The sequence below is a fragment of the Bacillus sp. FSL M8-0166 genome (assembly GCF_038008825.1).
Taxonomy (GTDB): Bacteria; Bacillota; Bacilli; order Bacillales; family Bacillaceae; genus Bacillus; species Bacillus safensis.
On record NZ_JBBOZZ010000001.1, the window covers coordinates 3502942 to 3515826 of the forward strand.

17 protein-coding genes and 1 riboswitch are annotated in these 12885 nt (G+C 43.1%); of the genes, 14 read left to right on the top strand and 3 right to left on the bottom strand.

The genetic code is table 11. The features are described 5' to 3' along the window. Positions 1–77: 77 nt before the first annotated feature. From NSS92_RS18000 to NSS92_RS18010, 3 genes are all read left to right on the top strand, one after another. Positions 78–524, top strand: coding sequence for a YusW family protein (locus tag NSS92_RS18000; RefSeq protein WP_340870079.1), 447 nt, complete (start codon positions 78–80; stop codon positions 522–524). A gap of 146 nt (positions 525–670) precedes the next feature. Next, complete coding sequence (locus tag NSS92_RS18005; RefSeq protein ID WP_008347057.1) at positions 671–1501, top strand: ABC transporter ATP-binding protein; 831 nt, start codon at positions 671–673, stop codon at positions 1499–1501. Positions 1502–1572: 71 nt separating this feature from the next. Next, positions 1573–1824 carry a YusU family protein gene (locus NSS92_RS18010; protein WP_267586607.1) on the top strand — a complete coding sequence of 84 codons (252 nt, stop codon included), beginning with the start codon at positions 1573–1575 and terminating at the stop codon, positions 1822–1824. A 33-nt stretch (positions 1825–1857) separates the two neighbouring features. Here the strand turns inward: NSS92_RS18010 and NSS92_RS18015 are convergent, their stop codons facing one another. Genes NSS92_RS18015 through NSS92_RS18025 form a run of 3 tightly spaced genes read right to left on the bottom strand, consistent with a single transcriptional unit; the run spans position 1858 to position 2632 of the window. Beyond that, positions 1858–2205: a spore coat protein gene (locus tag NSS92_RS18015; protein ID WP_041088340.1), complete on the bottom strand. Its 348-nt coding sequence runs from the start codon at positions 2203–2205 to the stop codon at positions 1858–1860. A gap of 11 nt (positions 2206–2216) precedes the next feature. After that, positions 2217–2450 carry a hypothetical protein gene (locus NSS92_RS18020; protein WP_224426662.1) on the bottom strand — a complete coding sequence of 78 codons (234 nt, stop codon included), beginning with the start codon at positions 2448–2450 and terminating at the stop codon, positions 2217–2219. A gap of 44 nt (positions 2451–2494) precedes the next feature. After that, positions 2495–2632 carry a YuzL family protein gene (locus tag NSS92_RS18025; protein WP_003212904.1) on the bottom strand — a complete coding sequence of 46 codons (138 nt, stop codon included), beginning with the start codon at positions 2630–2632 and terminating at the stop codon, positions 2495–2497. Positions 2633–2831: 199 nt separating this feature from the next. Here NSS92_RS18025 and NSS92_RS18030 point away from each other — a divergent pair, with 199 nt between their 5' ends. The 11 genes from NSS92_RS18030 to NSS92_RS18080 all read left to right on the top strand — a co-directional run bounded on the left by NSS92_RS18030 (position 2832) and on the right by NSS92_RS18080 (position 12884). After that, positions 2832–5219 (top strand): 3-hydroxyacyl-CoA dehydrogenase NAD-binding domain-containing protein, encoded by a 2388-nt coding sequence (locus NSS92_RS18030; RefSeq protein WP_340869745.1) that lies wholly within the window; start codon positions 2832–2834, stop codon positions 5217–5219. Positions 5220–5231: 12 nt separating this feature from the next. After that, on the top strand, positions 5232–6407 hold the full coding sequence (locus NSS92_RS18035) for an acetyl-CoA C-acetyltransferase (RefSeq protein ID WP_034280848.1): 1176 nt from the start codon (positions 5232–5234) through the stop codon (positions 6405–6407). Positions 6408–6421: 14 nt separating this feature from the next. Next, positions 6422–8203 (top strand): acyl-CoA dehydrogenase family protein, encoded by a 1782-nt coding sequence (locus NSS92_RS18040; protein ID WP_340869748.1) that lies wholly within the window; start codon positions 6422–6424, stop codon positions 8201–8203. A 281-nt stretch (positions 8204–8484) separates the two neighbouring features. After that, entirely contained in the window at positions 8485–8841 is a 357-nt protein-coding gene (locus tag NSS92_RS18045) for an arsenate reductase family protein (RefSeq protein WP_024423406.1), read from the top strand. Between the two features lie 66 nt (positions 8842–8907). Then, positions 8908–9291, top strand: coding sequence for a glycine cleavage system protein GcvH (gene gcvH / locus NSS92_RS18050; protein WP_008347039.1), 384 nt, complete (start codon positions 8908–8910; stop codon positions 9289–9291). Between the two features lie 44 nt (positions 9292–9335). Beyond that, positions 9336–9572, top strand: coding sequence for a YusG family protein (locus NSS92_RS18055; protein WP_048237389.1), 237 nt, complete (start codon positions 9336–9338; stop codon positions 9570–9572). Positions 9573–9703: 131 nt separating this feature from the next. Continuing rightward, positions 9704–10048, top strand: a complete 345-nt coding sequence (locus NSS92_RS18060; RefSeq protein WP_034281437.1) for a toprim domain-containing protein — start codon at positions 9704–9706, stop codon at positions 10046–10048. Positions 10049–10060: 12 nt separating this feature from the next. Then, the gene (locus tag NSS92_RS18065) at positions 10061–10363 is read left to right on the top strand and encodes a thioredoxin family protein (protein WP_142945144.1); all 303 of its coding nucleotides are present in this window, start codon (positions 10061–10063) and stop codon (positions 10361–10363) included. A gap of 120 nt (positions 10364–10483) precedes the next feature. Continuing rightward, positions 10484–10825: an SCP2 sterol-binding domain-containing protein gene (locus NSS92_RS18070; RefSeq protein ID WP_024423403.1), complete on the top strand. Its 342-nt coding sequence runs from the start codon at positions 10484–10486 to the stop codon at positions 10823–10825. Positions 10826–10927: 102 nt separating this feature from the next. Beyond that, positions 10928–11036: riboswitch (SAM riboswitch) on the top strand. A 161-nt stretch (positions 11037–11197) separates the two neighbouring features. Beyond that, entirely contained in the window at positions 11198–12223 is a 1026-nt protein-coding gene (locus NSS92_RS18075) for a methionine ABC transporter ATP-binding protein (RefSeq protein WP_267586604.1), read from the top strand. Further along, a complete protein-coding gene (locus NSS92_RS18080; RefSeq protein WP_024423401.1) occupies positions 12216–12884 on the top strand; it encodes a methionine ABC transporter permease in 669 nt (222 codons plus the stop codon). Before NSS92_RS18075 ends, NSS92_RS18080 begins: the two co-directional genes overlap by 8 nt. Position 12885: the final 1 nt, after the last annotated feature.

Consider the following 12885-nt stretch of genomic DNA (forward strand, 5'->3'; position numbering starts at 1 on the left):
GCGATGTTTTATTGAATAACGAAAAGGGGCTTGGAGAAGAATAAAAAGCGATGCTGTGAAATAGGAGGAAACACATGATGTGTTGGAAGAAGGCGGGACGTATAGGAGTGCTGCTCTTTATGCTGTCCGGCTGTCAATCAATTGAACCGTTACAACAAACACATGAAGCAGAAGCAGAAAGTCTGTCAGCTGTTCAAATGAAGGAACTGCCATTTCAGCATGTGCATCTGCATGTACAATATGGACAGAAAAACGAATTATACGAGGCGACTTACCGTCAGGCAAGAGGCAAAGAGGAAGCACTCATTCGTGATCATATGAATGGTGTCCGCTATGAAGGGGAAGAAGCCTTGCGCGAGATGAAGATGAAGCTGAATGATATGTCGATTCCTAGTGCAAAGATCAATGAAGCGTATGTAAATGAACTATTAACTGCTTTTAATTTAGATGATGACTATCAGCACATTCAGATCGATCTGAAGCTAGAAGATGGGACCAAACGTACATTCCAAAGGAAGAAATAAACGAGACTTTCTCATTTTTTAATTGAAAATGATTTTCAAGATCACTTAAATCTGATACACTAAATTGAGATAAGTGATCTTTTACGTCTGTACATAGACGATATTTCATATAAAAATTTGGATGAGAAAAGGAGCGTTTGAGCGGAATGAGTGCCATTTCTACTGAAGGTTTAAGCTTAGGCTACGGAGAAACAATGATCATAGACGAACTAAATGTATCAATCCCTAAGGGTGAAATCACAGTATTTATTGGCAGTAATGGATGCGGTAAATCCACGCTACTTCGCTCTTTGGCCCGTCTCATGAAGCCAATGGGTGGTTCTGTCCTGCTTGAAGGTCATTCCATTGCAAAATTACCTACAAAGGAAGTAGCGAAACAGCTAGCTATTCTTCCACAAGGACCAGAAGCGCCAGAAGGATTAACCGTGCATCAGTTAGTGAAGCAAGGCAGATATCCTTATCAAAATTGGCTGAAGCAGTGGTCGAAGCAAGATGAAGAAGCAGTGAACCGCGCATTGAAGTCAACAAAGATGGAAGACCTTGCTGATCGAACCGTTGATTCATTATCAGGTGGACAAAGGCAGCGTGCATGGATTGCGATGACGCTGGCCCAAGAGACCGATATTATTTTGTTAGATGAACCGACGACATATTTAGACATGACGCATCAAATCGAAATTTTGGACCTTCTGTTTGATTTAAATGAGAAAGAGCAGCGCACGATTGTGATGGTTCTTCATGATCTCAATCTCGCATGCAGGTATGCTCATCATCTTGTGGCGATTAAAGACAAGTCGATTTATGCAGAAGGCAGACCAGAAACAGTGATTAATTGTGATCTCGTGAAAAATGTCTTTGATATGAATTGCCAAGTGACAACAGATCCTTTATTTGGAACACCATTATGTATTCCGCACGGTAGAGGACGCTGTATTGTGCAGCAAGCGCAAGCTGAAACGTTTCTTGCTGCAAGATAATCGTATGTCAAAAGCCTGACATCTGTATCTCACAGAGTCAGGCTTTTTTCTGAAAAAGGAGCGGAATATCAATGGGAAATGAATTAGATGAAAAGCTGGAAGGCTTGCTTGATAAATATACAGAGCTGCTGCTCGGTGAATCAACAGACGAGCTGAAACAAGATGTGAAACAGTGGGTGATCTATTCTCATATTGCGAAAAGCATGCCGCCGCTAGCAAAGCATTTCAATGAAACGTATCCAGAAGCAAAAGAAGAAATCAAAAACACGATTCAACGGATCAAACAGTTGAACGAAGCTCATCGCGCCAATAAAGACCGTTAAAAAACTGCCAGCTCCAGACTGGCAGTTTTTTTCTTATGACATTTGTGATGATCCGTACGGGGATTGATCTGTCAGTGTTTGCTGGAATTTCTGATGTGCCTGCTGGAGCTTTTGCTGATCAGCGGCTTCAACAGAATACCAGCCATATCGGAACATGACATCATATAAATGTCTTTGTGTTTTCTGTGTTTCCAGTGCAATTCGCTGAATATCCTGATAAAGAGATTCATGACTGAATTCATTGAGCGCTGTGTTATATCCGTTTGTCATATATTTTTCAGTCGATAAGAGATCTGTGACGAAATCACGATCGTTCATATTTGTTGTTGTGGGAACCGGAGTTTGTGGATTCCCGATTTTTTGTTGGTTTTGCTGTTCCATGTTTTTTCCTCCTATTGCATAAAGCCAGTAGACTGGCCTTGCCCTGAACTGCCTAAATGCTGAAGAATTTGTGTGTAATGCTGATGATGCATTTGCCCAACTTGATTTAATTCTTGTTTCAATGTTTGGTCCTGGCAATGCTCGGCCATAAAATGAGCCTTTTTCATGGCGATCAAGTTCCAGTTGAGCATATCCTCTAAGTACAAGGAATCCTTCACTGAAATGACTTCTGGGGGCATATTCATTTGCTGATTGTTCAACTTGTGTTCCTCCTTACGAATTTGTTTCCTTACTGATTCTTTTTATATTGCTGATTTTGACTGGTTTTTTTCCCGCCTAGGTCTGCTTCCTGTGATGGACCTGCGTTTCCTTTTACACTTGCAGCACTAACGCCTGCTTTCGATGGGTTTTTCTTCAAACGAGACATGTGGACATCACCTCCATTCTTACAATTCCCTCTCATCTTTAATTCATACGCCACAAAATAAGGCACACGAGAATGTGTAAATTTTTGAAATCTGCTATTGAACTGTTTCGGAAAATCTTTTAAGATAAAGAAAGAGGCATTGCTTTTTTTTGGACAAAAAATGAATGACTGTTCATTCAAAATGTTTAGGGGGATATTTATGGGCAAACATATTCGCAAGGCGGCTGTCATTGGTTCAGGTGTCATGGGCTCAGGCATTGCTGCACATTTAGCCAATATTGGGATACCAGTTACACTGCTAGATATTGTGCCAAATGAACTGACAAAGGAAGAAACGGCGAAAAAGCGGACGCTTGATCACCCTAGTGTTCGGAATCGATTAAGTCAAGAAGCGATGAAAAAATTGTTAAAGCAAAAGCCAGCACCTCTTACTTCAGCAAAAAACCTATCATACATCACACCGGGAAATCTCACAGACCACCTTTCCTTATTACACGATGCTGACTGGATCATTGAAGTCGTCACTGAAAAGCTCAGCATCAAACAACACGTATTCTCTCTCATCGACGAACACCGCAAAGAAGGAAGCATTGTATCAAGCAATACATCCGGTATTTCAGTTGAAAAAATGGCAGAAGGCCGATCAGATGATTTTAAACGCCACTTTTTAGGCACACATTTTTTTAACCCAGCTCGTTATTTAAAGCTCTTAGAAATCATTCCTATTCAAGAAACAGATCCAGAAGTACTTTCATTTATGAAAACATTTGGCGAGGATGTACTCGGCAAAGGTGTGGTTGAAGCAAAAGACACACCGAACTTTATTGCAAACCGCATTGGCACTTATGGACTTCTTGTCACAGTGCGTGAAATGCTTGAAAACAAATACACCATCGGAGAAGTGGATTCTGTCACAGGACCCCTCATTGGAAGACCGAAAAGTGCGACCTTCCGTACACTTGATGTCGTGGGGCTCGACACGTTTTCTCATGTGGCCCGAAACGTATATGAACAGGTAGAAGGAAAGGAAAAAGAGATTTTTCAGCTGCCTGAGTTTATTGAAAGAATGCTCGAAAAAGGATGGATTGGCAGCAAGGCAGGGCAAGGTTTTTATCAAAAAAATGGGAAGGTCATTTTAGAGCTTGACCCAGTGACGCTCACATATGGAGAACGCACAAAGCTAAAAGATCCAGGCATTGAGATGGCGAAACAGCAAAAGGGTGCAAAAGCAAAGTTGAAAGCGCTTATTTATCAGGATGGCCGTGCAGGGCAATTGCTTTGGAATATGACAGCGCCCGTGCTTCTTTATTCAGCTCATCTAAAAGGTGAAATTGCGGATGATATTCTTTCCATCGATAACGCAATGAAATGGGGATTTGGCTGGCAGCATGGCCCATTTGAGCTGTGGGATGCAATTGGTGTCAAAAAAGCCGCCGAGCGCATGGAAGCAGAAGGTCACAGCATCCCAGCGTGGGTGCAAGACATGCTGTCAAAAGGACACGACACATTCTATCAAGAGAATGCTGAAGGAGAGCGAGCTTTTTATCAGAATGGCGCATATGAACAGGAAAAAGGGAACGACAAACATATTTCTTTAGCAAGATTGAAAAAGAAACACGACGTTATCTTCAAAAATTCTGGTGCGAGCCTGATCGATATTGGTGATGACGTCGCCTTGCTCGAATTTCACTCTAAAAGCAATGCCATTGGACTAGATGTCATTGATATGATCAATCGTGCTGTTGATGAGACGGAAAAGAATTATAAAGGGCTTGTTATCGGAAACCAAGGGAAGAACTTCTGTGTTGGCGCAAACCTTGCCCTGATTTTAATGGAAGCACAGGACGATAATTTCTTTGAGATTGACTTTGTGATCAGACGCTTCCAGCAGGCGATGATGAAGGTGAAATATAGCGAGCGCCCAGTCGTAGCCGCACCGTTTGGGATGACATTAGGAGGCGGAACAGAGGTTTGTCTGCCGGCAGCAGCTATTCAGGCGTCCAGCGAAACTTACATGGGACTTGTGGAAGCGGGAGTTGGGCTGATTCCAGGAGGCGGCGGAAACAAAGAGTTATATCTTCGTCACCTGCAAGGGTCAGCGAAGCCGTCGCAGACGGCTATACAGGATGCCACGCTGAAAACATTTGAAACAATTGCGATGGCAAAAGTATCAACTTCAGCTGAGGAAGCGCGGGATATGAACATGCTCCGCGTGAGCGACCGGATCAGTATGAACGGGGATCACCTGATCTATGATGCAAAACAATTGGTGCTCTCTCTTGATGAAGCCGGTTATCGTGCGCCGCTCAAGCAAAAGGTGCCGGTCATGGGAGAAACAGGCTATGCAGCGATGATTTTGGCTGCTGAAAATATGAGACTGTCTGGATACATTTCAGAGCATGACATGACCATTGTAAAAAAATTAGCTCATGTCATTTCCGGCGGGAAACTGCCATTTGGAACAGAGGTAGAGGAGCAATACTTATTAGAGCTTGAAAGAGAAGCCTTTTTAAGTCTTGTGGGAGAAGTGAAATCACAGGCACGTATGCAGCACATGCTCGTCAAAGGAAAACCTTTACGTAACTAAGGGGGAGTCAAAATGAGAGAAGCAGTCATTGTCGCTGGCGCAAGAACACCAGTAGGGAAGGCGAAAAAAGGATCGTTAAAACATGTCCGTCCTGATGATATGGGCGCATTATGTGTAAAAGAAACGTTAAAGCGTGCCGGTGAATACGACGGTCAAATAGATGATTTGATCATTGGCTGTGCAACGCCAGAAGCAGAGCAGGGATTAAATGTGGCGCGGAATATTGGGGCATTAGCGGGGCTGCCTTATACGGTACCTGCCATCACCATAAACCGCTATTGCTCGTCTGGTCTTCAGTCTATCGCTTATGCGGGTGAACGAATTATGCTTGGGCAGGCAGACACCATTTTAGCTGGAGGAGTCGAATCGATGTCGCAGGTGCCGATGATGGGGCATTCCATTCGTCCGAATGCTCTCTTGGCAGAGCAAGCGCCTGAATACTACATGAGCATGGGTCACACGGCAGAGCAAGTGGCGCAAAAGTATCAGGTCACACGTCAAGATCAGGACGCCTTTGCGGTGAGGAGTCATCAAAAGGCAGCAAGGGCACTTCAAGAGGGGAAATTCTCAGATGAAATTGTGCCCGTCGATGTAACAGAACGACGGGTAGGAGAGCAATATCAATTAGAAGAGCATCAATTCACGTTCTCACAAGATGAAGGTGTGAGAGCAGGCACAACGGAGGAGATTCTGTCTACTTTGCGTCCAGCTTTCTCAACAAAAGGCACGGTGACCGCAGGGAACTCGTCTCAAACAAGTGACGGGGCTGCGTGTGTGATGATGATGGACCGCGAGAAAGCATCCTCACTTTCTCTTCAGCCGCTTGCTAAATTCAGAGCATTTGCTGTTGGCGGTGTACCGCCTGAGGTGATGGGGATCGGTCCGGTTGAAGCCATTCCGCGTGCGCTGAAAATCGCTGGACTTGAGCTGAAGGATATTGGACTGTTTGAATTAAACGAAGCGTTTGCTTCTCAGGCAATTCAAGTCATTCGCCATTTAGGGATTGATGAGGAAAAGGTGAATGTCAATGGCGGGGCAATTGCGCTCGGACATCCGCTCGGCTGTACAGGAACGAAACTAACGCTGTCACTTATTCATGAAATGAAACGGCGAAATGAGCAATTTGGCATTGTCACAATGTGTATCGGCGGGGGTATGGGAGCAGCAGGAATTTTTGAATTGATCTAAAGGGGGAAATCAGGATGAAAGCATTGGAAGATGTAAAAAAGGGTGGAAGCTTTTTAATTGATGAGACGAATTATGAGCATATTTTTACACCGGAGGATTTCTCTGATGAACATCAAATGATTGGAAAGACAACAGAGGATTATATTTTACAAGATGTGGTTCCGCATATAGATCAAATTGAAAACCATGAGTTCGAGCATTCGGTCAGGCTTCTCAAAAAGGCTGGTGAGCTGGGACTTTTAGGAGCCGATGTGCCTGAAGAATTCGGCGGGCTTGGATTAGATAAAATCAGTTCAGCGATCATTACTGAAAAATTCGCTAGAGCAGGAAGCTTCTCACTTTCCTATGGTGCTCATGTCGGTATTGGTTCTCTCCCGATCGTGCTCTTCGGAAATCAAACGCAAAAGGAAACGTATCTGCCTGGACTCGCCTCTGGTGAAACCATTGCGGCGTACGCACTCACTGAGCCAGGATCAGGCTCTGACGCTCTTGGAGCAAAAACAACTGCAGTTCTGAATGAAGCAGGTACACATTATGTCCTTAATGGAGAAAAGCAGTGGATCACAAACTCCGCATTTGCCGATGTCTTTGTTGTGTATGCGAAGATTGATGGTGAACACTTCTCTGCTTTTATCGTCGAAAAGGATTTTCCAGGTGTCAAAACGGGACCTGAAGAGAAAAAGATGGGCATTAAAGGATCATCGACAAGAACATTAATTCTTGAAGATGCCCAAGTACCGAAGGAGAATTTGCTCGGTGAAGCCGGCAGAGGTCATGTGATTGCCTTTAACATTTTAAATATCGGACGCTATAAGCTGGCAGTCGGCACAATCGGTGCATCAAAGCGCGTCATTCAATTGTCGGCAGAATATGCGAACCAGCGTAAGCAGTTCAAAACACCAATTTCTCAATTCAGCTTAATTGGTGAAAAAGCAGCCAATATGTCAGCAAAGCTCTATGCGATGGAAAGTGCAGTTTACCGCACGGTTGGATTATTTGAACAGCGGATGGGTCTCTTAAGTGATGAAGAGCAAAAGGACGGCAAACAAATTGCTCAATCCATTGCGGAATATGCGATTGAATGTTCTCTCTGTAAAGTGCTTGGCTCTGAAACGTTAGATTATGTTGTGGATGAAGGCGTGCAGATTCACGGCGGATATGGATTCATGCAAGAATACGAGGTCGAAAGAGCCTATCGTGACTCACGAATTAACCGGATTTTTGAAGGGACAAACGAAATCAACCGTTTACTTGTACCAGGTACATTCTTGAAGAAAGCGATGAAAGGAGAGCTTCCGCTGCTTCAAAAGGCGCAAACCTTACAGGAAGAGCTGATGATGATGATGCCGGAAGAGCCAGGCGATCAGCCGCTCGATCAAGAAAAATATTTGCTCGCCCATGCGAAAAAGATCGCCTTAATGGTGGCTGGTATGGCAGCAATGAAATACGGGAAAGCCTTAGACAAAGAGCAAGAAATTCTTGTGAACATAGCCGATATCGTCAATGAAATTTTTGCTGCTGAATCAGCGATTTTGCGCACAGAAAAGGCAATCGCTGCAACAGGGGAAGAAAAGAATGCTCAAAAGCTTGCTTACACACAAATTTTCACGCAAGAAGCTTTCTTAAAGATTGAAGCCCATGCAAAAGAATCCTTGATTGCGATGGAGGAAGGAGATTCACTCCGCATGAGCCTGTCAGCCCTTCGCAAACTGACAAGGTTTACTCCGATCAATGTCATCGCCAAAAAGCGCGAAGTGGCGAAACGAATCTTCGAAGCAGAGAAATATATCGTATAAGGATGGCTTAAAAGGTGCGGATATCACTCCGCACCTTTCAGCGTGTAGACAAACCCTCGCATTCGTTGTCAGTTCTGCGCTCCGGTACTCGTCCTTCCTAGACTGCAAAGGTTTTCTATCACGCTGAAAAGAAGACAAAGGGCTAAAATTAAAGATCATTTTAGCCCTTTGTCAACAATCTGAGGTGCGGATATTACTCCGCACCTTTTTGTAAGCATACATTTAGGTTTTTAAAATATTTTGTGATAAAATGTTGTCACAATTTGCAGGAGGTGAAAATGGTGGCTTTAGATTTTTACGAATACCCATCTTGCGGTACATGCCGAAAAGCAAAAAAGTGGCTGGAAGCACACAATAAAGACATCAACAGCATACATATCGTCGAAGAGACGCCTGATAAAGAAACATTAAAAGCCCTTTACGAAAAAAGCGGTTTAGAGCTCAAGAAATTCTTTAATACAAGCGGACAAAAATACCGGGAGTTGCAGCTGAAAGATCAACTTCCTGCAATGTCAGAGGACGAGCAGCTAGAATTACTCGCGTCTAACGGAATGCTGATCAAGCGTCCGATTACAACAGACGGAAAACGAGTGACGGTTGGATTTAATGAAGATACATTTAAAAGCGTCTGGAAATGATGTAACTTTCATTCAGATTGTGGTATCTTCAATATAGATTGTAAGAAAAGACTGGAGGGGTATTGAATGAGCACACCAAAAGATTTACGTTATTCAGAAGAACATGAATGGGTCAAAGTAGAAGGAGATAAGGTGCGTATCGGTATTACGCATTTTGCTCAATCTGAGCTAGGCGATATCGTGTTCGTTGAGCTTCCTGAAGTAGGAGACAAAATCACAGCGGACGAGCCTTTCGGAAGTGTAGAATCAGTAAAAACCGTTTCTGAACTTTATGCACCGATCAATGGTACAATCGTTGAAGTGAACGATGAGCTGGATGACAGCCCAGAATTCGTCAACGACTCTCCATATGAAAAAGCATGGATGATCGTTGTAGAACCAGCTGATGCATCTGAAATTGAGAACTTAATGACGGCTGAGCAATATGAAGAAATGACAAAAGAAGACTAATTCATGAGAAATTGGACACTCTACCTTTATGGGGGGTGTCCAATTTGTCTTTTCAAAAAGAACACGTGGATATAACAGAGCATGTCACTGGACGATTCAAAGAAAGCGGCATGGTGCTTTATCATCAAAATGAAGAGATTGGCACGATGATTAGTGAAAACCAATATGAGCTGAAATCGGGATATTCCTATGATCAAAATCGTTTTTATCGTCTAACGGATACATTAACCCACGGGACAGAAAAATATGTAGACTGTGACGATGAAAATGGCTGGTGCTAATCACAGATGAGACTGCAGTGAACAGAAGCTGCAGTCTTTTTGATGACGAGGCGCCCAATCTTTACAACCTGAATGAAAGATTGTAATCTAAGGAAGAAGTGAATCAACGTCAAAAGGGCCGGGTGATCGTGATGAATGTCGAGATAGAAAAGGTCATCATTGTAGAAGGTAAAACAGACAAACAAAAGCTAAAAGAAGTCATAAGTGAACCTGTTACCATCATTTGCACCAATGGCACGATCAGTACATCGAAGCTGGATCAGCTTGTGGACGATTTATTGGGGAAAGACGTTTACATATTAGCAGACAGTGACGATGCAGGCGACAAACTGCGGAAGCAATTTCGAAAAGAATTCCCTGAAGCACTTCATCTTTTTGTCGATAGAACGTACCGCGAAGTGGCCGCTTCACCGTCAGCCCACATTGCATCTATCCTATTAGCTGCAAACATTGATGTTCATTCGAAATATTTATGAGGGTGGACGTATATGAAAGAGATTGAAGAACACGAATTCAAGGAGATAGAGGACGATTTATTTCTTTTATACTTATATACACCGTTTTGCGGAACATGCCAGCTGGCAAAGAAAATGCTGGCAGTCGTAGACGCCATGCAGCCGGATGTACCATTTTACGAAAACAATTTAAACTACTCACCAGGCTTTGCGAAAGCATTTGAGATCGAGAGTGTTCCTTGCTTTCTACTGTTTAAAAAAGGTAAATTGGTGCAAAAAGGCTATGCCTTTCACTCAGTTCCATATCTTCATGAAATGATTGAAACCGCTAAATAAAGCGGTTTTTTGTCATATTTCAAGAAATTCATTTGAAAATTTGTCGAGTTATTTATAAAGGACAAGCCGATGTTTGTAGAGAAATGTTATGTATAACCAAATGACAGGGAGGTTATACATGTGGAAAATGTGAAAGCCCATGGTAACACAGGGCAGCGTTTATTATTAAAGCCGCTGCTCTCATCATCATCCTTGAAGATTACATTTGAGGCGGAAACTGACTCTTGTACATTGATTGTGGATGAACGTGGTGAAGTGAAGAAACTACCTGCAATTGAGTTATCGGATCTCATCTTTTATGGTGAGAGGAAAGAAATTCTTCAATTATTAGATGGAGATATGTCCTTACAGCAGTTAATCAGCAGGGGACAAGTCAAAGTCAAAGGGTCATTCCGTGCGCTCCTTAGACTAGAGGCAGTGCTTTGGCTGACGAACGGTTTTTTTCGAAAAATGATAACGTAGTTGTTTACTTGGAAATTAGCGATTTACAGCGTTGACATATCTCGGGTAGCATGATATTCTACGTTAGTAAAAACATGAACATCACATAAAACAACATATTTTCTCTTATTAAGAGAGGTGGAGGGACGTGCCCTATGAAACCCGGCAACCGTCAGCATAGCTGAAATTGGTGCCAATTCACTCAAAGCCGCAGCGCTTTGAAAGATGAGAGAAAGGCGTAATTGACATAAAAGGCCTTTCTGCTTGCGTTGCAGTTAGGTCTTTTTTACTGACCTGGTGTCAGGCTAGAGGCTAGAGTCATGACAGAAAGAAGAATAAATAACGTATGTGATGGAAACCTATAGATTCAGCAAGAAAGCAGGTGATCAGACTGTGATTCATTTACAGAATGTATCAAAAACGTACCATTCAAAAAGCGGAAATGTTGATGCCGTGAAAGACGTCAACCTGGATATTGATAAAGGTGAAATATTCGGAATTATCGGGTATAGCGGTGCAGGAAAAAGCTCGCTTATTCGCCTATTAAACGGTCTGGAGCTGCCAACAGATGGAATTGTTGAAGTGGCAGGCAACCGGATCAATGAAGTATCGAATGCGAAACTTCGGAAAGCAAGACAAGAAATCAGCATGATCTTCCAGCACTTTAACTTACTCTGGTCAAGAACGGTGAGACAAAATATTATGTTCCCGCTTGAGATCGCAGGTGTACCGACATCGAAACGAAGAGAGCGTGCGAATGAACTGATTAAATTGGTCGGTTTAGAAGGGAAAGAAAATGCATATCCGTCTCAGCTGAGCGGCGGGCAAAAACAGCGTGTCGGCATTGCGAGAGCATTAGCGAATGATCCAAAGGTTCTTCTATGTGACGAAGCGACATCTGCGCTAGATCCGCAAACGACCGATTCTATCCTTGAGCTTTTGGCAGATATCAATAAACGGTTAGGGCTCACGATTGTGCTCATTACACATGAAATGCACGTCATTCGCAAAATTTGTCATCGCGTCGCGGTCATGGAAAATGGACGCATTGTCGAAGAAGGCGAAGTATTACGCGTCTTCAGACAGCCGAAGGAAGAAATGACGAAGCGATTTGTGAAACAGCTGGCTGAACCAGAGGAAGCGAAAGAAACAATTGAGCATGTCCTTGAGCGAGTAAAAGAAGGTCAGGTCGTACGGTTGTCCTTTATTGGAGACTCTGCCGAGCAGCCGCTGATCACTGAAATCATTCGATCCTTCAATGTCGATGTGAATATCCTTCAAGGGAAGATTTCTCAAACGCAGGAAGGCGCGTTTGGAACACTCTTTATCCACATTAATGGAGAAGAGACTGAGGTAGAAAAAGCCATCGCCTATATCCAAAGCAAACAGGTTGAAATCGAGGTGATGACACATGTTTGAGAAATGGTTTCCGAACGTTGATTTAGACGTCATTTGGAGTGCAACAGGTGAAACGGTGTATATGACACTGATTTCATTGGCATTTGCCTTTGCAATCGGGATTATCTTAGGGCTCCTGCTCTTCCTTACAGGAAAAGGCGGTCTTTGGGAAAATAAACCGATAAATGCTGTCATCGGCGCTGTCGTCAATATTTTCAGATCGATTCCTTTTATCATTTTAATTATTTTATTACTAGGGTTTACGAAATTCTTAATGCATACGATTCTAGGCCCAAATGCAGCACTTCCTGCCCTTGTCATAGGGTCAGCTCCATTCTATGCACGTCTTGTCGAAATTGCACTGCGTGAGGTAGACAAAGGAGTCATTGAAGCAGCACGATCAATGGGAGCAAAAACGTCGACAATCATTTTCAAAGTATTGCTGCCAGAATCATTGCCAGCCCTTATTTCAGGTATTACCGTAACAGCGATTGCTCTAATTGGCTCTACTGCGATTGCAGGTGCAATTGGAGCAGGCGGACTTGGTGACCTCGCCTATGTGGAAGGGTACCAATCCGGTAATACTGATGTCACACTTGTAGCCACTGTGTTTATTCTGATCATCGTCTTTATTATTCAAATAATCGGTGATTTGATTACAAATAAAATTGATAAACGTTAAG